Below are 21946 nucleotides of genomic sequence, written 5' to 3'. Positions count from 1 at the left end.
TTTTTCTTGAGTTCTATGTGAATAAAAATGTCTTTGCGAACGAATCCTGAATATTTCCTGAGATTCTTGAAGGAAAGAGAAAGGGAAGTGAAGCAATCTTTGTCTTATAAACGAAATTTTCGTTATTAAATGAACAGATTACTTCTTCACTTCACTACGTTTCGTTCATCGTAAAGACATAATTCATTGATTTACATATTAAAATGTATTCTTAAATCGAAGTCACCTTTTATTGTATGTATTACTTTTTGGTTAAGGTCTCATTTTCAAATTGTAGACCTTCGAAACTTGTTTTCATAAAGTTTCTAATATTTTGATGTCCTGTTCCGTTAGGATCTCCTAATACTTCAGTATAATATTGACCAAAACAGGCTAAAGTTTCTTCTTTTGTCAATTCCTGTTGAATTGCAAATGAAAACACTTTACAAGAGCCTTGATTTTGAGAAACTTCATTCTCTAATTCTCCATTTTTGAATGCTGAAGGTGTAAAGTTGTAGTTATTTTCGATTACTGCAATTGTTTCTTTAAAATCAATTGTAGCGGGTTCGTTTTGTAATTGATGTTTGAAATCTTGTAGTGTCATAAATGATGTATTTCGTTTTTAGAAATCTATGAATTATCAAAAATAATCATTGTCAACCTTTCTATTGTAACTCAAGGCCTAGGAAATACATAAGACTTCTTACACTATAAAAACCCCTGTTATTGTATAACGGTTTTTATAGTATTCATATTTTGTATAAAGTGTAGCTCTTTATGGTTGCTGAGTACAGCTTTCACAATACAATACTCTTAATTCTATATTTTCTAATAACTGAAATGTAACGCCTCCTTCTAAAGATGGATTAAAAATTGCACAAAATCGTTTTGGATTCATATTGATAGCATTTAACACCGTAGTTTTATAAGCAGCAGTTTTTACTAAATCTCTATTGGTTAACGTTAGGTTTAAATAATAAAATAATAAATCTTCATCTACGGTAATTTCTTTTACTTTATCTTCTAACACCTCAATAGCATCATAAATATTTGAATAATACGTTAAAAATTGCGCTAAACTCAAATAATCGTAATTAGACAATGGAAAGTTTTCATAAGTATCTAGAATAAACTCAACCGACTCATCTTTTTCATCGTATTTTCTGCTCTGTAAATCTTCTTGTGCTTTTATAATGTGATAATTTACCAACATTCTATCGATTAATACCTGAGGTATACCAACATTTTTAAGTGCTATAATTTCTTTTTTAAACTTTTCTTTATTGATCTTTCCCGCTTTATTTCTCCAAATGATAAACTTAAGCACAGCAAGATTATATTGTATGCGTTTGTTTTTAGGATCTAATTTTTCTAACGCTAATAGTTCATTTTGTACAATCAATGTTTGCGAAATATTCATTAGATACTTTACCATACTGTTTTTAGTAAGTAGCGTAATATATTTTTTCTGTTTTGGAATATTCATTTGCGTTAATGCATCTGGCGACAAAGTTTCTCTTACTTTAGCCAGAATGGAGTTTTGAATTGCTGTGGCTTCCGCAATGTCATCACTTTGTATAGCTGTATTAAAACGGTTTACCAATTCTTCAACTGTTAACTTTTTGTACTTATCTTTCTTTTCTAGAGATAAGGTAACCACTGCTTTTCTGTGATGTTTCAGTATCGGCTCTATTTGCTGTGCTAAACTCCCTACTAACTTTGCTTTGGTCTCTTTTTTAGATAAAGGTATTAATGTAGCAAAACTGGTGTTTTTAATGTCATTTAAAAACTCTACCCAATTTTCAGACGACGATACTGTAGTAGCAATACTAGGTTGCTGAAACGATTGTAAAGAGTTTGCAATACTTGTAGCTCGTTGTTCCTGCAATTTTATATTTCTTTCTACACTACCTTCTACAGAAGCATAGGCTTTAATCTCTATGGTTTTAATATTGAAATTTGTTAAACGCAACGAATCATACATAGGCTTTATGTCCTCTGGTTTGTATTCTGCTTTGTTTTTTTCAAAAGGAATGGTAAACTTCAGCGTTTTATATTTCGTTACTATTTTTTCCTGTACCGTAGTAATTTTTTGATTTTTATAGGTTAATGAGTCTAAATACACTCCCATATCTAATAAATCCCATGCATAAGCTTGTAGGTTGTATATGTTGTAGTATTGGCATAAGCTTTTATTCTGTAAAAACAGAATGTTAAATTCCAGATCTTCTTCTTTTAGGTTTTCTGGTATTTTACCTACCCATACTCTATAATTATTTTGTCTTGCCTTTTTTAACTTTCGTTTTAATTGCATAGCATAAACAGGAGGAAGTAAGGTTCCTCGTATTTGTGTATCTGCTACCAATTGGTTACAACTATAGCGTTTTTTAGATACTACATCTACAGCAATGCCGTCTCCTGTTTTTTTAAACAACTGATCGAGCCATCGCTTGTCATTAATTTCAAAATACAGGTTATTTCCTTCTGTTTTTATCCCAAAGCGTATTTCTTTGGGTTTTTGCTGAAAGGCTTGTAAAAAGTAATTGCATTTGGTTTGCCTATCACGTTTAGGAAAATAAATTCCATATGTTTTTTGTTGTGCTGTTACTGCTTGTATTCCTATACATAGCAATAGTAGTATTGTAATTTTTTTCATTTCTTTTTTTAATTGAAAACTAATTTCAAAGTTTTTCCCTATAAATCATTATTTAAAAAGCATAATAATATCCTTTATATTAGGTAACATCAGTATTAATAAAACAATAGGAAATAAACTATTTAATATAAGAGAAGTCCAAAAAGAACTGGATAATCTTAATTTATACTGTATAGTAAGGATTACACCAAAAATGCTTAAAACTATACCTAAAAAAATAAAGAGTACTATATTTATAAGTATAATACTGTTTCCTAAACTACTCCAGAAATACAGTAGTGTAAACACTATGACTACAATACATAAGTTTGCTAATCCTAAATATAAAGGAATTCTATTTTTCATATTTAAATTTTTACTGTGTGATTATTACTTGTGTCCTTATACGCAGAAATAATAATCTTGTATTTTTTCTTTTTTACACCTTTTTTAGTAGCGTTTCAATATGTAGTTTTCAAAATCAATATCTATTAATTTATGATTTTGTTTATTACCATTATAATCATCGAGCACATACTGAAGACAACCCTGAATATCTTCAGAATACCATTTACATTCAAGTATTAAACCATTTAAATTTAGCTTCTTTCTTAAACGCAAAAAGTTGTAATACATAAAAGGGAAATTATATTCATCTGATACATATAATTCATATCTGTGATTTTCATCTATCATAGATGTTTTTATATGTGCATTTATGATAACTTTATACCCCAGTAATCCTAAAATTTTTTTGGTGTCATTTTTATTAATTTCTATCTTATAATCTACATTCTGTTCTTTATATTTATTTTTGAGTTCAAATGCATATTTGCTAATCTTATTTTTTCTTTGATATTTTTTAAAACTTTTAAAATATTCAGGAACATATATAAAAGATTTTGATAAGCTATACACCTTAATAGTATCATTAAAAAAATAATAGCTTTCAGGGGGTTGCAATACACTTACCGCTCTTTCTTTACTCGGACGAATTAGAGAATCATCTAAAGCAATAATTCTTGAATCATATGCTTTATCGCGTTGTTCTACACTCAAATACTCTTTTATCTTAAGCCTGAACGAATCTATATCTTTCTGATGAATAGCTGCTAAAGTATAATTATTACGAACCTCGTAGGAAACATATCCTTGCCTATTTATCTCCTCATTTTTTTTTGGTTTCTGAGTAAAACCATTGGTATATGATAGCACCAAGAAAAGTATTAACAGTATATTTTTCATTTCTTTTCTTATAGTGAAAAACCAACCCTAAATGGGTTGATTTTTCTTTTACTTTATAATCAATATTTTTACCTACCATTTTCTTCTAAAATGTATATCCACAGCATAATCAACTCCTTAAAATCTTTTGTAGGTAATTCAAAATCAGAATGCCCTAAATCACTTCCTAATAGTTTAGTAGTTTCTGACTCAATATAAGCTACGCCAACAACATCAGCTCCAATATCATTAAATTTTAGTTCTTTATTTATTACTAGATTCAGTTCAGGCAATAAATCTTCTTTTATATCTTGTACGTTATCCCAATAAGCCAAGAAATGTACAAGAATTTGTTTATTACTATCTTTAGTAACAATATGTTCGTTACTATTAATTTCTAAGTTATATTTTTTTAATAATTCCATAATTATAAGTTTGGAAAAGCAGTTTTAATATTTCCTAATTCATCTAAAAACATTGTAATCTTATGACCAGTAGTTGTAAATCCGCTAAATTTATTTCCTAACTCTAAAGTCTTGTTCTTAAAAGCATGAGCTATTTCTGCTTGTATTTTTTCTGTACTCCATGAATCAGGAAAAAATGTTGATTTATTATTTTTAACTTTCCAATTCGTCCCCTGGTCATTTATAAATCCTTTAATTTGTTTTTCCACTTTTGCTTTATAAAAACCATCTCCTAAATCTTGAATTTGTGTCCCTGGTTTTATTCTTACAGTACCATCTAAAAAAGCTTTATTAGAATGAATTCCTGTCACCTTGTAAATATTGTCTCCAGCTGCATTCTTACCAGTTATAGTGACATCACCTTTAAAAGTATGATCATTGAGCTTTTTATTATCTATAACATCATCAAATGCTTTAATAAAATCTGGATCATTTTTTAACTGCTTAAATGCATCATCTCCTAAATTGTCTAATTTTGTACTTGCTTTAGTAAATGACTCAATAGCATCCTCTCCTTTAACAATTATCTTTCCAGCATCATCAGTTAATTGCACTACATCACCCGCTATTTTAACACCAAATTTTTTGGCTAATAACCTTCCTAGGCTTGTAGCAAAATTACGCAATTTAGCAAAAGCTTTAAATACTTTGACTCCTACTTTACCCGCTTTTATAAATCCTTTTACAGCTGTGCCTCCTAAGGCATCTACAAGTAAACCACCTAAAGCAAAGGCTAAGCCTATAGTATCTCCGTTTTGTATACTTTTGGTTGCTTCTATAATATCTGCACCAGGTATGGTAGCTAGTAAAAGCTCACCAACTAAACTGCTTGCCAATTGTCCAATAACTTTCCACTCCTCTTGATTTTTTGGCCAATACTGTTTTAAGTCCTGTAATGAAGGTAATAACGCAATCGCGTTTTCATTAGTTTTAAGTTCTCTTAACTCTTTTTCTGTAAGATTAACCAAACCTATAGAAGATAATTTTTTACGTGCGGCTAGTCTTCTAATTTCTAATAACGTATTATTTATTTTTACCCATTCCGCTGGCGATAAGTTTATGATTTTGGTAATGTTGTTAATATGCTCTTGAATTCCAAAATAGTATAGCGGGTCCATGAGGAATAAGTTATACCCAAGTACTTTTGCGTATTCGCTACGTTCAAATATATTTGAAAGTATAGTAGTAGTAGCTGCTCCTCTAAATATATCTGTAGCTTTTTTAGCTAGTACTCCTGCTTCATTAGAGTATTTTTCATCTTCATAAAACTTTCCAATAGCATCAACAGTATCTTTGTTGTCAGGGTTATTTACCCATGCTTTTTGGGCTTCATTTAAATTTAAAGATATAGTTAACGAAGTTGCATAATTTCTTGTACTAGGTGTATCGTCTGGTGTAAAAATAGGCGTATCTCCTGTACTATCTGGACATTCTGAAGCGTCCTTTTGTACTATCACTTGTCTATATCCTAAGCCTTCACAAGGATCCGGTAATACTAACTCGCTTTCTAATTTTCTTAAAAACGCTTTTTCAAAAATAGTTCGCTCTCCTTCCTTAGTTAACAACCTATTTCTTGCTTCTAATATAAAGTTTCTGTAAGCTCCTTCTCCTTTTGCACATAATGCTTCTACTAACTCTAGATCTACATCTAAAAATCGATCAACATCAGGTCCTGCTAAAACCACACCCTCTGTAGCTCTTAAGGCTACATATATACAAGATTGTGCTACCTCATATCGCACTCCTGTACCGCTATGCCCTGAAGATGCATCTCCACATTCTTCTGAGCTATGATCTGTATGATTGTTGGGTCCGTTACATTGATATCTAATTTCTTTTACTTCAGGTACACATACGGTTACAAAAGCAGACTGACCAACCTTAATTCCTCCACTAGAAGTACTGGTAGGTGAGCTATTTAAAATACCTGATGATAAATCTCCAGAAACATAATTTATATCCACGCTAGAATTACTATTGGCAGGATCTACATTGTTCACCTCACAAGGTTCTTGTGCTGCTCCAGGTGTTTCTGTTCTACTCTGAACTGAGAGTCCTTTTAAAAATTTTTCGGCATTAAAAGTAGCTACTTGCCAAGGGTTTTGGTAAAAATTTTCACTGGTAATGGTAGTAATATTAGCTTGTGATGTATACTGTTGTATTTTTGGGCTACTTAAGTTTCCATAAATATCTTTTTGTATAACAATATTATAAAATGTTGTTTTGGCTTCATTTTTTAGAGGAAGTAGTATACTATAGGTTTTAGTATTGTTACTACTATTTACTTCCATAATTGGTGTAGTTACCAATTTTGCCATGTCTATTTTATCTTGAATTTCAGCATGGTCAGTAATAGCATTTAGCAACTGGGTAAGTTCAGGTACTTCTCCGTAAGCAACATATTTGTACGTGGATGAGCTTGTTGGTAATGCATTACTCGCAATTACCTCTTCATCGGATATTACATCATCATTATCGCAGTTATATAACAGTAATGGAATAATAAAGAATAAGGCTAGTTTTCTAATTACAGAATTGAATTTTCTCTTTTTGTTTTTCATAATTACATCTAAATTATAATGGTTAATGGTAATAGAAAGGTATATAGGTTACCGACGATGTGGAAGTACCATAGCAATATCTTTCTTTTTAATTTTCGCATGCAAAAGAATAAAAAAAGTTTGAATTTACCATAACTTTTATCTTGTTTTTTGTATTTGTACAGCGTTTGTATGTACTGTGTACTAGTGCTGTACGGGATTTGTGCGAATAATCAGTTACCAATGAATATGCTAATAAAAATCAGAGTATAGACCTCACAGGTTTTAAAAACCTGTGAGGTCTATTTTAAAATGTTAAATAGTTACTTTTTTTGATTCACTGTAAACTCGCGTTAGGGATTGTAACGGCATCCTTTTTATTAGAATTTCTAAATAAAAAGATATAGTGAAAAGCCCGACCCTTTAGGGGAACGTCAAAAACAATATCATATACAATCAACAAATTCCTTCATTCTTCCTTCGATACACTCAGGAATCATTTGTAATGATTCAAAACTTTACATTTTAAACTTTTCCTTCTTATAATTTTTGAGCTTGAATTTAATTCAGGATATAACTTTTATAACTAAATTTGCGCATCTAAAAACAGAAACAATGTACAGATCGCATTCTTGCGGTGAGTTAAGAGCATCGCATATAAATACAGAAGTTACCCTTGCAGGTTGGGTTCAAAAATCAAGAGATAAAGGTTTTATGATTTGGGTTGATTTACGAGATCGTTACGGAATTACCCAATTGATTTTTGATGAAGAGAGAACTTCTAAAGATCTTATTGAAAAAGCAAAAACTTTAGGTAGAGAATTTGTGATTCAGGTAAAAGGTACAGTGATTGAAAGAGCTTCTAAAAATCCTAATTTAGAAACGGGAGATGTGGAAGTTTTAGTTTCTGAATTGACGATTTTAAACGAAGCAAAATTACCTCCTTTTACTATTGAAGATGAAACAGATGGTGGTGAAGATATCAGAATGAAATATCGTTATTTAGATATTCGTCGTAATCCTGTAAAAAACAGTTTATTATTCCGTCATAAAGTATCGATGGAAGTACGTAAATATTTATCTGACAAAGGATTTATTGATGTAGAAACTCCATATTTAATTAAATCTACACCAGAAGGAGCACGTGATTTCCTAGTGCCTTCTCGTATGAATGCTGGTCAGTTTTATGCCTTACCACAATCGCCACAAACCTTTAAACAATTATTAATGGTGGGTGGAATTGATAAATATTTCCAGATTGTAAAGTGTTTTAGAGACGAAGATTTACGTGCTGATCGTCAACCTGAATTTACACAAATAGACTGCGAAATGTCGTTTGTAGAGCAAGAAGATATTTTAGAGATTTTTGAAGGAATGACTCGTCATTTACTAAAAGAAATCAACGGAGTTGAAGTAGATAAATTCCCAAGAATGTCTTTTGATGATGCCATGCGTTTATATGGAAATGATAAACCGGATATCCGCTTTGGAATGCAGTTTGGTGAATTAAACGAAGTTGCACAACATAAAGATTTTAAAGTATTTAATAGTGCTGAATTAGTAGTAGGAATTGCCGTTCCAGGTGCTGCTGCTTACACGCGTAAAGAAATAGACAAGTTAATAGAATGGGTGAAGCGTCCACAAGTTGGAGCTTTAGGAATGGTGTATGTAAAATGTAATGAAGACGGAACATTTAAATCTTCAGTAGATAAATTCTACGATAAAGAAGATTTAGCAAAATGGGCTGAAGCTACAGGAGCTAAACCAGGTGATTTAATTTGTGTATTATCTGGAAACACCAATAAAGTACGTGCACAATTAAGTGCATTACGTATGGAATTAGCTGAGCGTTTAGGTTTACGTAAACCTGATGAATTTGCTCCGTTATGGGTTGTTGATTTCCCATTATTAGAATTAGATGAGGAAACAGGACATTACCACGCAATGCATCATCCATTTACTTCTCCAAAACCAGGTCAGCTAGAATTATTAGATACGGATCCAGGTGCTGTAAAAGCAAATGCTTACGATTTAGTATTAAATGGAAATGAAATCGGAGGTGGATCTATTCGTATTCACGATAAAGAAACGCAAGCCATTATGTTTAAGCATTTAGGATTTACTGAAGAAGAAGCGAAAGCACAGTTTGGTTTCTTAATGGATGCTTTTGAATATGGAGCGCCACCACACGGAGGTTTAGCTTTTGGATTAGACCGTTTGGTTGCTATTTTAGGAGGACAAGAAACCATTCGTGATTTTATTGCTTTCCCTAAAAACAATTCGGGGAGAGATGTAATGATAGATGCTCCTGCTACTATTGATAACGAACAGTTAGAAGAATTAAGTATTCAATTGAACCTTAAAGAAGAAGCATAAGGCTTAGAAACAAGGTCGCTTCGCTGCAAGAATCAAGAGACAAGACTATTTGTTAGTATTCTATAGATTAAAAAATCCCGCTTTAGGCGGGATTTTTGCTTTTTATTACTAAGATACTTATTTGTAGGTATAGTGGTGCCTTTATATTCCATATAGTTTTGAAACTAACCAAAACTTAGGAATATGAAAAAATGTGTTCTTTTTATTTGTTTTTTTTACTTACAAAATAGTGTGGGACAAAGTGATTTAGATAAACTTTATCATAAATTAACTCAGGATATCGGCTTTTTCCAACAGTTAGATTCCAATACAAACAACGCCAAAAGTTACCAAAAGGCATTAGCTTATGTAAAAATGCTAAACCATCAGGAAAAAGAAATTGATAAATTAGGCTTAAATATATCTTTTGGTTTAAACGGAAATGATAATAGAAATACAAGTAGTTTTGTTTTCAACACCAAAGCCAAAATCACAAAAGAATTTTATCCATACAATTTAGACGTAAGCGCATCAATAAGCACACAATTTTTTAATGGTGTTTTGCAAGAAAACATTTCTAACTATCATGCTAGTCTTGATTTTTTTATCAAAAATGAAGATAGGTTTGAACATACCGGAAAAAACTATCTTTTATTAAAAAATAATTTAACTACTGAAGGTTATGTGTACGCTGATAGGTATGCAAATCAATTTTTAAATATAGATCAACGTTATGAAGTCGGGGCTGGATTGATATTTAACTTTTATAGTGGAAGTTTAACCAAGGAGAAAAGAGACAAACAAGGGGAATTGTATAGTTTTGATTATACTGAAAATGAACTACGAGGTTTAACACAAAAAGGTAAAGCATTAGTAAAAAAATTCTATGAAACCCCTGCTATCAAAATCAAAGTGAAAGAAAATGACTCTTTAGTGGTAAACGATGAAAAAAAGGAAATCATAATTGGTTTTTGCAAAGATAAATCATGTAGTCCTGTACCTGTAAATAAACATATTAAATTAGAAGATAACAACACCTTAAAAAAAGCACGTAGAAAAATTTCAAACGCATTAAAGAAAAAGCACAGTGCATTCAGAGTTGCTCTATTGACTGGTTTATTTTATGAAATTGAAAAGGGTAATGCTAGTGATTCTGTAACCATCAAGGGCCAAAAAGATAAAGAGTTTATAAGTAGAGCAATTCCAGCCACAAATTTTTTAAGATGGCAATTCAGACCAACGTTTGAGTTTAAAACAAATCAATTCAATTTTAAGTTAAAACCTTATTTTAAAATGCCAATGCCTTGGGAGTGGAACTCTAAAGTAGCGTCAGAAGAAGATCCAACTGAAAACAACAAAAAAGTAGATTACTTAATTGATGGACAAGCTTCCGCATCTTATGCTATAAGTAACAAATTTAATGTTACACTTACATTACGTCATATTTATGATAATGCTCCCAAACGTGTTTATGTTGACTTTAAAGGAGATCAAAGGTTATTATCCGCTAGAAATCATAATACACAATTTAATTTTTCTTTAGTGTATAAAATTTTGTAATCAATTATAAAACTTAAAACCCTTCTAAATGTAGGATTTTTTTATATTTAACCTGAATCTCGTTTAAGAATGAGAGTGTCGCTTCGAGTGAAATTCATTGGAGTAGAATGGAAATGAATTTTGTATCGAGAAGTGAATACGTTGTTCTCGATACAATTTTACCTCATTATCATTCCGTAAAATCACTCGAACTGACAAAGATTTCATATCCAAGATTCGCGTTATTTAGACTCTAACCACTAACCAAACTCCTTTGATGAAAAAGAATATTAGTATTCTTATAGGTATATGCTTTTGTTTTCTACAAAGCTTTGCTCAAAATGAAATTGATAAAGAAGCTAAACGATTAGAAAATCTATGTAGAAAAAATAGCAGAACTCCTGACAGCCTATCCTTTTACGGAAAACAATTGTTATCTCACGGAAAAAAACACAGTCATTTAAAAGCTATTATTGAAGGGTATTTTGCTTTGGGCTATTCTAACAGCTTACAATCTAAAGAAAATATTGCTATTACTTATCTAGATAGCGCTATTGCGTATAAAAAAGAAGCCTCAGAAAAATATTTTCCTGATATGATGCGAATTATGCGTAATAAAGCTATCATTTATTCTAGGAAAGGGGAATTTAATACCGCAGAAAGAATTTATCGTGAAATCATTACAGCTTGTAAAGCAAATCAAAAAATGGGAGCCGTAGCACTCAATTATAATGATTTAGGGATTGCTTTTAAGCAACAAGGAAAATTAGATTCTGCGGTAGTGTATTATAAAAAAGCCATGCATATTTGGGATAGTATCGGAAAAGAAGCTCCAAAAACCACATTGTATTTAAATATTGGAAATGCACAGTTAGAGCAAAAAAATGATAAACAAAGTACACTATCTTTTAAAAGAGGGTTAAAAATTGCTGAGCAATATAAGAATGAAAGAGATATTTATCGATTTTATAATAATTTATCGATTAGTTATCGAAACCTAAAACAATATGATTCTGCCTATTATTTTTTACGAAAGTTAATTCCATATTACCATACTAAAAAGTTAGTCTACCTAGAAAACTTAGCCTATATGAATATTGGAAACACGTTGTTCCAAGAACGTAAATTAGATAGTGCTGAATGGTATTTGCAAAAATCGTTACGAGGTTTAAAGCCCACACAGCAAGTGAATTCTATTGGAGAAAATTATCGCTTATTGAGTTATGTTTTTTTTCATGATCATAAAATTAACCTAGCTAAAACCTATTTGGATTCTTCTAATGCTATTAATGTAAAACACCATTTAAAAAGTCATTTAGTTAAAGATTATAATTTATATGCAAGAATTTATGAGAAGTTAAATGATTTTAAAAAAGCTACTGAATATTACAAGTTAGAAAAACAAATTAGTGATAGTATTTATGCGGCAAAAACAGCCAAAGATTATAATGAATTACTAGTAGAGCAAAATGTGAAACAGCAACAGCATAAAATTAAAGATCTATCCAATACCAACTCCATATATAAATCCAATTTATTTATCGCTTTTCTATTCATTTTAGTGCTATTAGTCTTTAGTATCATCTTATATAAAAATTACAGAAAAGGAAAAAAAGAAATCACTCAATTACAAGAAGAGCTAGATGTATTTAAAAGTACTACTGCTCCAATTGAAGCTAATTTTATACACCTAAAAAGTAAAGCTGTACTTAATACTATTGATATTTTATACATTAAGTCAGACGGTCATTATCTTGAAATTTTTACCCAAGACAAAAACAAACCCGAAATTGAGCGCAGTACACTAACTGAGTTCTTAAATACATTACCTGAAGGAGACTTTATACGTACTCATAAATCTTATATTGTAAATATCCATAAAATTAAAATTATAAACTCTACGCAATTGATGCTTCAAAATGGAGAATGGATAAAACTATCTAGAACATACAAACAAGACTTAAAAGATATACTGAATAAAGAGTAAAATCAAGTAGGTTACTGGTGATAGCTTTTGTGTTGTTCATGACAAAAACTCAATAAAACAAGGGCTTTGCATTACTTTCGTAGTGTAATCCTCTTCATTTAATTTTTGTCATTAACTAAAAGCTAATTATAATGAAGACCATTAAAACCTTACTGATTTTATGCCTTTTCACAAGCATTTTTACCAGTTGTAATTTATTCAGAAATTACACCACTATTACCACAAAACCTGATCGGTTTTTTGCGAACAAAGTTACGGCTCAAGATACCAGTCTAGTTTCTTTTGACCTAAAAGTGGATTATAAATCCATAGAAAAAAAGGTAAATGAATTATTCTCTCAACCATTTACGGATAGTGAAAGTGGTGAATTTGATGAAAAATATCAGGCTAAAACCAAAAATATCGCTTACGATCCTGTAGAATGGATAAAAATTAGAGATCCACTATATAATCCTAAAAAGTGGCTTCGAATATTAGGTATAAAAACTAAAAATCCGTTATATCATCCTAACAAATGGATTAAGACGAAAAACCCCAAATATGATCCCAATAAATGGATTTATGGAGATGTTGTTCGTGTTCAAGTCGGGTATACCTATAGCTATGCTGTGGAAAAAAGAGGTACTATAAATTTTGAAAACATTGGGAATGATGTATTACGAATTCATGTTCCTTTAGATATTAAAGGTACTGTAGGATTCAAAGGAGATGGTGCACGATTATTAGGGCTAAACAAGAAGAATGTAAAAACTAAAATCGACTTTTTTATTGACACTAAAATTTCTTTTAGTGAAGATTGGTGTCCGTTAATCAAATCTAAAATCAATCATAAATGGATTTCTGATCCTAAAATTGAAATTGCAGGCGGTGTATGGTTAAATCTAAAACTACCCGCTCAATTGGCTTTAAACAACGTAGAAAATGAACTAGAAAAGGAAATTGCTAATAAGGTGGAATGCACAAAACTACAGGATGAAATTAAGAAATGGATTAAGCCTTCATCTTTTCAGTTAACTAACGTTTCAGAGTTATTGTATTTAAATGCAAATCCTCAACAGTTTTACTTGTCAGATTTGCAAGTTACCTCTTCAGATTTGACTATACGATTTGCGGCAAAGTTACTCTTAGGCCTAAGCACTACTAAACGATATGAAAATCAATCACAAGAACTCCCCAAACTAGAAAAATATGCATTTAAAGAAAACATCATTGCGCTTACTGTTCCTTTAGCTGTTGAATATGATGTATTACAAAATGAATTGAATGCATTGTTAGAGAAAGAAGAGTTAACCTATGAAGAAAAAAGGACGAAAATTAAGGTTAAGGAATTCGAAATATACCCTAGTGGAGAAGCACTAACTATTGGTGTGGATATTTCTGCTAAACTTCCAGGGAATTTACTATCTACAAACGGAAAAATATATTTAACTGCTGAACCTCACATCAACAATAAAAAGTTTGAGCTTAAAAACATTTCATTTAGCACACAGCTTGATAATGAAATCTACCCTATCGTAGCAGCTGTTTTTAAGAAAAAAATAATCAAATACATTCATTCAGCAACCCAAAAAGACCTCACCAAACAATTTGATCAAGCTGAAAGCATTCTTCAAGATAAATTAACGGAGCAATTGAAAACCTATAACAATATGGATGTTACTGTTGATGAAATACGTTTAGACATCCCTTACATAAGTATCCTGGAGAAAGAATTTAGCATTCCTGTTAGACTTGCTACAGGTGTAGATATCAAGGTAAAGTCTGTTTGGTAACACTTAAAACAGAAAGAATTCAAATACTAATTAAACTAAAACATATTATGAAAAAATTAATCAAACTCATCGCTATTCTAGCAATTACATTGACTTTAAACGGTTGTGAACATTGCTACGAGTGTGTAAAATGTACTTCTTATGATGAAAATAATGAAGTAGTCCGCGAGCTTTTTGACTGTAGTACTGAAAAGCCTTTTTTAGATGGTTTTGTGGATGGTTTTAAAGCCAGAGCTAAAGAAGAAGGCAATACTGCCGAATGTGTAAAGAATAATTTAAAATGTGAGTAATTACCTCATAAAAAATAACTACTAATTCAACACATCATGAAAAAATTAATACATACCCTTTTACTTTTTTCTTCACTGCAACTTATAAGTCAAACTATAAATTGTGAAGAGAAAATTAAAAGTTTAAACTCCGAGTTTTTGGATTCAAAAAAAGAGTTAGCTAAGGAAGAAAATACTTTTAATACATTAAAAGATAACCTCACTTACGGAAACTCAGCTGAATTTTCTAAAAAACTAGTTCATCAAGACAGTATAATTACGAGCATAAAAGAAAAAATGAACAACCTACAGATGCAGTTTTCAAATTACAAAGTAGTATGTTCTGAAAATAATCTTTTGGAGAATATTAAAATTGACACCATGTCTATTTCAAAAGACATATCGTTTGACTTACAAAACCCTGTGAAAGAAGCAACTAAAGAGCCCATAACTTTCAGCTATTTTAATGAGGATATAGTAATAGTCAACTCCATTATACCTGAGGATAAACAAAATACGCTACAAGCAAAAATATTCAATCAGGTATTAAAACAAACTCAGCAAGAAACCTACTTCGGAGATATAACTATACCTGAAAAAAATCAAGAATTTTACTTCTATTCGTACAAAAAGGTCGAAAAGAAAAAAGTAAATGATAAAAAGAAAGCAAATGAAAGCACTAAGCAATATGAATATAAGCTTGTAAAAAATAACTTGAAAAAATATAAATTCAAAAAAATTCAGATTGAAATAAGAGATGGAAATTTCTTCGATATTCAGGTTCAGGTGGAATACAACGGAAAATTACTTTGGTTTGAAAATCAAAAAGGCTTAAATTTTCTAAAAATCAACAAGCTAGCAAAACGTAACTTTTTATTCTATCTACAAAAAGAACCTGACGATGTAGATGAGCAAATCTATGAAGAATTGAGATTACGATTGAGTGATGTTTTTATGTATAAATATAAAATGGGTAATAATTATATTCCTCACGATCTAGTTATAGAACTTCCTAAAGAAGATATCAACAGTAAAGAAACAAATGCAGAAGCACCAGCTACCTATCAAATAAAACAAGACACGTATTTAGATAAGATTATTGAATTGAGAGCTTATACAGATTTTTTCTCTCTCTTTGGTGATTCTAATAATGGTTTAGTACAAATAGAAGGAAATGCAAAGTTTTACATTTTTCCTTTCCCTTATAATATAGGTTCTAAAGCTAGAGGTCAATTGGAGTTTTTTAAGTCTATTACCCCTCATGTTCACTATGCAAAACTTGATGATGATAGTCAGAATGTAAATGTTAGTGGTGGAGTTATTGATAAACGATTAGAACTTATTGAAAAAAAGTTTTTAAATATTGGAGCTAACTTGAATGTAATTGAATTTTACCATAAAAACTACCCGATGAAAGCTAGCCTTTATGGAATAGCAGATTACAATATTACCAAAGCAAAAAATGATGCTCAAGCACCTGAAAATTTAAAATCATTAAGTTTAGGTGCCGGATTAGAAATTGCTTCAAATAGATTAAACAACTTTGGATTTAACTATAGATTAAGTATGCTTTGGTATGATTATAAAAGTTTTAATACTTCTACTAGTATTAATACCGATTTTGGTGTACCTGTGATATCAAATCAAGCAGAAATATTTTATCATCCTAATGAAAATCCAAATCAAGCTATTTTTGTTCGGCTAGCCACCAATAATTTCTTAGGAGAAAGAAGTAATGAAGCATTTTATCAGTTTCAGTTTGGATACAAATTCTCCATAGGTTCTAGAACTGTTAAAAAATAATTATATAAAATGAGGCCGTCTGAAAAGTCGTCATTCCGAACCTTTCGACTAACGCTCAAGACAGGTAAAATGAAGGAATCTTTTAAATTTAAGTTACCAACAATAAGATTACTTCAAAATTAAATTTTTCGTAATGACGTTTGAGAACATCTTTTCAGACAGCCTCATATATTCAAACTCGACTTCCTTTCTATACTACTTTTGTTATACGTACTCTTTTATTTGTCGTTTGTACATAGATTTTTAATTCATCAAAATTTCATATTTTTTTAAATTACATTTGATTTATGAAAAAAATAAAAAAGCTGAAAATTACCCTCTACGTCTTTTCTATTTTACTCTTAGGTGGAATTACAACTTATGCGATATTATATTATAATTTCTACGGAAAATTTAAAATTGATACGCAACAATTCCCTCATCATATTGGGTATATAGATCAAGAAAAAGCTTTATTAAACAATACATATACGCTTTGTGGAGATAGAAGTATTTATAAAATACATCACGGTGCTCCTGATGATGCTTTTGAAGGAAGCAAAAAAAAGTTTAAAAACTTTATACTTTCAAATTATAAAAATGAGTCTTACACCGATTCTGGATACGCAAACTTTCGATTTCTGATAAACTGTGAAGGAAATGCTGGTTGGTTTGAAATCATTGAAATGAATTTAGATTTAGAGGAATCTCCATTGGATAAAAATATGGTGAAACAATTACTAAAACTAACTTCAGACTCTAGAAACTGGGCGATTTTTTCTTATAAAAATCAGCCGAGAAATTATTACATGTATATATCTTATCGTATTGAAAATGGAGAAATTGTCGAAATATTACCTTAGTTTACTTATTTGCTTTACTCTTTTCACTTCTTGTAAAGAGAAAGTAAACCAAATGGGGAAAACAAAAGAAAGAGTTTTAGCTGAAAAAGTTTTTAAAGAAGGAGAACACTTATTTCAAGGATCTCCAAAAAGTATGACTAGAATTCAAAAAGCTATTGAAATCGACCCAACCTATGCCGAAGCTGTTAGAGAAATGTCTGTAGCGTATTTAAAAAGAGGAATGCCGCACTTATGGAAAAAATACATGGATAAAGCAGTTGCTTTAAATCCCAAAGTTTGGCAAGGATACAGAGGGTATTGTTATTTATGGTTTTATAGAGATTATAAAAAAGCTATTGCGGATTTTGATGCTAATGATGTATTAACTCCAAACATTACCGATGCGCCTCAAGGTCATAGCGTTGATTATTGGAAAGGAATTGCCTATCTAGGACTAAAAGATTACGAGAACTCTTTACTATACTTTGATAAATATATTAAAGAAGAAATTGAGGAATTCGGAACAAGCACTGTAGAAGTTACTACCTATTTATATAAAGGAATCGTTTATTATGAAACAAATGACTTTGAAAAGGCTAAAGAGAATTTCGAATTACTATTAAAAAACTCATATAATGTTTATGCTGACGGAAAATACTATTTAGCTCTAATTTTAAAGGAAGAAGGAAAAATAGAAGAAGCTAAAGAAATGGTACTTTCTGGGTTAAAAGATTTTAATGATGGTTATGTAAATCAACGTCCTTATGTTGAAAGTATGAGAGAGTTGTATTTAGAAGATTATCAAAACTTAATAAAAGATGTAACAAAGTAAATGTAGAGTATAAAAGGTATATAATTTTACACTCTGATTTGTGTTTAATTCTTTTCTTCTAATTCTATTTTTACAATGTGTTCAATTGGAAAATTAATAGAATTCGCTATGAAACAAAACTCATTAGCTTTTTGATGTAGTTCTATTGCTTTCTCTTTCATCGATATTTCTGAAATCGTGACTGTAGGATTTAAAATAACTTTAGAAAAATAACCACTACCATCCGCATTGATATTCATTACTCCATAAACCTGATCCTCATAAGCAGTAACCACAATACCCTTTTCAGCACATAAATGTAGATACCACAACATATGACAAGATGCGATTGAAGTAATTAAAAGTTCTTCTGGATTGTATTTTCCACCATCTCCTCTAAAAGCTACATCTGAAGAACCTAAAATTTGCGGTTTATTGGCTATGGATATTTCGTAACTTCTTTCATAATTTTTATAATCGATAGTTCCTTTTCCTTTGTTTCCTCTCCAAGTTACAGTAGCAGCATACTTATGTTCTTTTTTCATATGATATAATCTTCATTATTCCACCATTTTTTCATCCATTTATCTGATACTTTTTTACCTCTTTCATAATCATCTACTACAACTATGAGCTGGTTTGCGTGATCACTATACTGAACTAAAATATTTATACCTTCATTCGCTAGTTCCTTACAAAACTCACCAAGCTGCCCTGGAACGTTTTGTTTTAGTTTTTGAATAATCACATTGTTAATTCTGGTCACCTTTACTCCTGAGTTTTCTAAAACCCTTTTTGCTTTTTCAGGTTGTTCTACTAAAAAATGAGCAATGGCATTTTCCCCATTTTGAAAAACGCCTCCTCCTTCTAAACTTATCTGATTTTCTCCTAGTATTTTTCCTAATAAAGCCAACTGTCCTGGTTTATCTTCTAATACAATTTCTATATCTTTCATTTTCTCGTTGATTTATTTTCATCACAAAGAAAAAACAACAAAAACACTGATACTTCATTTCAAAATGAACTATAGGAACAACTCCTAATTTACCTTTGTTGAAAAATTAAAACATGGATTCAAAATCAATTATTCTTTTAAATTTTAAAGAAACTAGAAGAAGAAGTATCAAGTTATGGAAAGGAATTCCTACTGAATATTTACATTGGAAACCAGATATGCAAGCTATGAGTTGTATTGAAATGGTTAGACATGTACTGGAAGGAGAACATTTATATCATACAATTATCAAAAATAAAGGTAATTTAGGTTCGTATGTTTCTCCTTGGAATGGTGTATCATGAAGCTGTTCATACCGGGCAATTACTGAGTTATTTAAGAACTTTGAATTGCAAACGACCTCAAATTTGGGATTAAATAATGGAAAATTTAGAACACGATTTTAGTGAAATAGCTGCTCTTTTAGGCGATAAATCCAGAGCCATAATGCTTTGGAATTTACTAGATGGTAGAGCGTATACAGCCACTGAATTAGCCAATTGCGCTGGTATTTCGTTACAATCTGCAAGCAATCATCTATCCAAACTATTAAAAAACAATATACTATCTGTTGCTAAACAAGGAAGGCATCGTTACTACAAGTTTAGTTCTCCTGAAGTTGCTCGAGTGATTGAATCCATGGCTAGTCTATTATCATTTCAAAAAGAACATCAAAAAATTAAAAAGCCAAAACCTACAAACTTTACCTATGCAAGAACTTGTTATCATCATTTAGCTGGAGAAATTGGAGTAAAAATCACTAATGCTCTGATTGCTAAAGAAATTTTACTGTTAAACAACGAAACCTACCAAATAAGTGAATACGGAACACAATGGTTTTCAAATTTAAACATAGATATTCAAGAACTACAAAAACAAAAACGAACATTAGCCTATCCTTGTTTGGACTGGAGTGAAAGAAAATACCATTTAGCAGGTGCTTTAGGTAACGCCTTTTTAGAATTCATGTTGACAAAAAATTGGTTCCGAAGACATAAAAATTCACGTGAACTCACTTTAACCTTTGAAGGTAAAAAATACTTAAAAAGTTTACTTGACTTAGATTTCTAAAATAACATGAATCTTGGATAAACTTTTTTGTCAGTTCGAGGCCTTAGATAAGTTTAATTATCTAACGTAGGAAATGACGTATTAAAAGTTAGTTCGTTTAAACAGAAGATCGTTCAATTAATGGCACCCTAAAAAAGTGACCTCTGAATCAAAATTTTGAAAATCAAGGAAGCAGTGTTGGCCAAAAGGTAAAAAGATGTTTGAGCGATAGCGAGTTCTTTTTATCAGTGGAAGATTCCGTAGTATTTTCTCAAATTTTGATTCGAAGTCTTGATTTTTGTTTCTTTTCATCAAGGAAAAGAAAGAGAGAATTTATTATTTTTTATTGGAATTAACTCCCTTTAAAACAATAGATTATAAAAGGCGTCAATGATAGCTATTTTATGGAATGATAATGAAATTATATCGAGAACTAGTGAAATACTTCTCGATAACTCTACTGAGTATTTCGACTATCGCTCAATATAAACTTTAGTCGAAGTACAAAATTATTTTCCATTGTATTACAAATAATTTTACTCGAAGTGACAGGAGTTTCTTTAAGCAAGATTCTCCTTAAAATAGCAATACTACAAAAATGTTGAAGCTCTTATGATAAGATTCGTCTGAATCTCAATAGATTTACTAGTACCAAAAGCATCATTATTTTCTATCTCTCTCACCATTTGTTGCATAGCTAACTTACCTATTCTACTTCCTGGCTGATTCACAGTAGTCAAATTCGGTTCTATAATTGTTGAGTGTGATGAATTACTAAAACCAACAACAGCAATCTCATCGGGTATTTTTATAGCAAACTTTTTTAAGGTTTTAAGTACCCCTATGGCAAAATCATCAGTAATACAAAAAATAGCATCAGGACGATCTTTTAAACAAATTAACTCTCTTGCCAATCGCTTTCCTTCATTAATAGAGGAATCATCTGTACTTAAAATCAAACTCCTGTCTATAGGAAATCCATGCTTTTCTAAAGTTTGTATATATCCTTGGTATCGTTTTTCGGAATTATATGAATCTTCTCGCTCTTTTATAATTGCTATACGTTTCTTACCGATATTAATTAAATGTTCAACCGCATTTGCGGCTGCAGCTACTTCATCTATCACAACTTGTGTACACGGAATTTTACTAGAAACTTTATCAAATAAAATCAAAGGTCTTTTCTTTAACGCATATAGCATTGGCGAAATATTTCTGGTATGTTTAGATAAAGACATTAGAATTCCTTCTACTCCAAATTGTAACATGGTATGTAAAACATCTTTTTCTTTCTCAGGGTTATTGTTCGTTTCAGTAATAATCGTCGTGTAATTTGTTTTTTCTGACTCTAATAAAATTCCTTTTAAAATAGTTGCTGTAAAAGAATGCACCACGCTAGGTACTATGATCCCAATAATATTGGTTTTGTGCTTCCGAAAACCTTTTGCAAGGATATTTGGTACGTATTGCAATCTTTCAGCCTCTCTTTTTACTTTTCTTTTTGTGGATTCACTTATATCAATATGATCATTTAACGCCCTAGAAACTGTTGATATAGAGATATTTAAACTATTTGCGATTTGTTTTAATGTTGTTGTTTCTTTCTTCATTATGTAAATTTTACATTAAACACTCGTCATTTCTTGTTTTGCAAACGTTTGCGGTAACGTTTGCGTTAACTTTTCGTAAAATTATTGAAAAAA

19 protein-coding genes are annotated in these 21946 nt (G+C 30.7%); 10 read left to right on the top strand and 9 right to left on the bottom strand.

The features are described from left to right. Positions 1–241: 241 nt before the first annotated feature. The 6 genes from BVC87_RS06105 to BVC87_RS06085 form a co-directional block, all read right to left on the bottom strand. Positions 242–583 carry a HopJ type III effector protein gene (locus tag BVC87_RS06105; RefSeq protein WP_075341470.1) on the bottom strand — a complete coding sequence of 114 codons (342 nt, stop codon included), beginning with the start codon at positions 581–583 and terminating at the stop codon, positions 242–244. A gap of 171 nt (positions 584–754) precedes the next feature. Next, entirely contained in the window at positions 755–2635 is a 1881-nt protein-coding gene (locus BVC87_RS06100; protein ID WP_075341469.1) for an OmpA family protein, read from the bottom strand. A 48-nt stretch (positions 2636–2683) separates the two neighbouring features. Continuing rightward, positions 2684–2980: a hypothetical protein gene (locus BVC87_RS23205; RefSeq protein WP_143569730.1), complete on the bottom strand. Its 297-nt coding sequence runs from the start codon at positions 2978–2980 to the stop codon at positions 2684–2686. Between the two features lie 84 nt (positions 2981–3064). After that, complete coding sequence (locus BVC87_RS06095) at positions 3065–3859, bottom strand: hypothetical protein (RefSeq protein ID WP_075341468.1); 795 nt, start codon at positions 3857–3859, stop codon at positions 3065–3067. Positions 3860–3927: 68 nt separating this feature from the next. Continuing rightward, positions 3928–4263, bottom strand: a complete 336-nt coding sequence (locus BVC87_RS06090) for a hypothetical protein (RefSeq protein WP_075341467.1) — start codon at positions 4261–4263, stop codon at positions 3928–3930. 2 nt (positions 4264–4265) lie between these two features. Then, complete coding sequence (locus BVC87_RS06085) at positions 4266–6863, bottom strand: EndoU domain-containing protein (RefSeq protein WP_075341466.1); 2598 nt, start codon at positions 6861–6863, stop codon at positions 4266–4268. A 594-nt stretch (positions 6864–7457) separates the two neighbouring features. On the opposite strand from BVC87_RS06085, the gene aspS reads away from it, so the two are divergent. The 8 genes from aspS (at position 7458) to BVC87_RS06045 (ending at position 18220) form a co-directional block, all read left to right on the top strand. Further along, positions 7458–9218, top strand: a complete 1761-nt coding sequence (gene aspS / locus BVC87_RS06080) for an aspartate--tRNA ligase (RefSeq protein ID WP_075341465.1) — start codon at positions 7458–7460, stop codon at positions 9216–9218. Positions 9219–9401: 183 nt separating this feature from the next. Beyond that, positions 9402–10757 carry a hypothetical protein gene (locus tag BVC87_RS06075; protein WP_075341464.1) on the top strand — a complete coding sequence of 452 codons (1356 nt, stop codon included), beginning with the start codon at positions 9402–9404 and terminating at the stop codon, positions 10755–10757. A gap of 256 nt (positions 10758–11013) precedes the next feature. Further along, positions 11014–12723 (top strand): LytTR family transcriptional regulator, encoded by a 1710-nt coding sequence (locus BVC87_RS06070; RefSeq protein WP_075341463.1) that lies wholly within the window; start codon positions 11014–11016, stop codon positions 12721–12723. A 131-nt stretch (positions 12724–12854) separates the two neighbouring features. Next, positions 12855–14495, top strand: a complete 1641-nt coding sequence (locus BVC87_RS06065; RefSeq protein ID WP_075341462.1) for a DUF4403 family protein — start codon at positions 12855–12857, stop codon at positions 14493–14495. Between the two features lie 47 nt (positions 14496–14542). Continuing rightward, positions 14543–14785 (top strand): lipoprotein, encoded by a 243-nt coding sequence (locus tag BVC87_RS06060; RefSeq protein ID WP_143569729.1) that lies wholly within the window; start codon positions 14543–14545, stop codon positions 14783–14785. Between the two features lie 138 nt (positions 14786–14923). Beyond that, the gene (locus tag BVC87_RS06055; protein WP_143569728.1) at positions 14924–16567 is read left to right on the top strand and encodes a hypothetical protein; all 1644 of its coding nucleotides are present in this window, start codon (positions 14924–14926) and stop codon (positions 16565–16567) included. Between the two features lie 287 nt (positions 16568–16854). After that, the gene (locus BVC87_RS06050) at positions 16855–17409 is read left to right on the top strand and encodes a hypothetical protein (RefSeq protein ID WP_075341459.1); all 555 of its coding nucleotides are present in this window, start codon (positions 16855–16857) and stop codon (positions 17407–17409) included. 52 nt (positions 17410–17461) lie between these two features. Continuing rightward, on the top strand, positions 17462–18220 hold the full coding sequence (locus BVC87_RS06045; protein ID WP_234974645.1) for a tetratricopeptide repeat protein: 759 nt from the start codon (positions 17462–17464) through the stop codon (positions 18218–18220). Positions 18221–18264: 44 nt separating this feature from the next. On the opposite strand, the gene BVC87_RS06040 is transcribed toward BVC87_RS06045, so the two are convergent. Further along, complete coding sequence (locus tag BVC87_RS06040) at positions 18265–18744, bottom strand: OsmC family protein (RefSeq protein ID WP_075341457.1); 480 nt, start codon at positions 18742–18744, stop codon at positions 18265–18267. After that, positions 18741–19154, bottom strand: a complete 414-nt coding sequence (locus BVC87_RS06035) for an amino acid-binding ACT domain-containing protein (RefSeq protein WP_075341456.1) — start codon at positions 19152–19154, stop codon at positions 18741–18743. Before BVC87_RS06035 ends, BVC87_RS06040 begins: the two co-directional genes overlap by 4 nt. Positions 19155–19267: 113 nt before the next feature. Between BVC87_RS06035 and BVC87_RS06030 the strand changes: the two genes are divergently transcribed. Both BVC87_RS06030 and BVC87_RS06025 read left to right on the top strand, forming a co-directional pair. After that, positions 19268–19498, top strand: coding sequence for a DinB family protein (locus tag BVC87_RS06030; protein ID WP_234974644.1), 231 nt, complete (start codon positions 19268–19270; stop codon positions 19496–19498). A 76-nt stretch (positions 19499–19574) separates the two neighbouring features. Next, positions 19575–20264, top strand: coding sequence for an ArsR/SmtB family transcription factor (locus tag BVC87_RS06025; protein WP_075341455.1), 690 nt, complete (start codon positions 19575–19577; stop codon positions 20262–20264). A gap of 569 nt (positions 20265–20833) precedes the next feature. On the opposite strand, the gene BVC87_RS06020 is transcribed toward BVC87_RS06025, so the two are convergent. After that, a complete protein-coding gene (locus BVC87_RS06020) occupies positions 20834–21853 on the bottom strand; it encodes a LacI family DNA-binding transcriptional regulator (protein ID WP_075341454.1) in 1020 nt (339 codons plus the stop codon). Positions 21854–21946: the final 93 nt, after the last annotated feature.

Source organism: Tenacibaculum agarivorans (assembly GCF_001936575.1).
GTDB lineage: Bacteria > Bacteroidota > Bacteroidia > Flavobacteriales > Flavobacteriaceae > Polaribacter > Polaribacter agarivorans.
The sequence above is the reverse complement of the archived record's forward strand: the minus strand, read 5'-3'. Positions and strand labels throughout refer to the sequence as shown.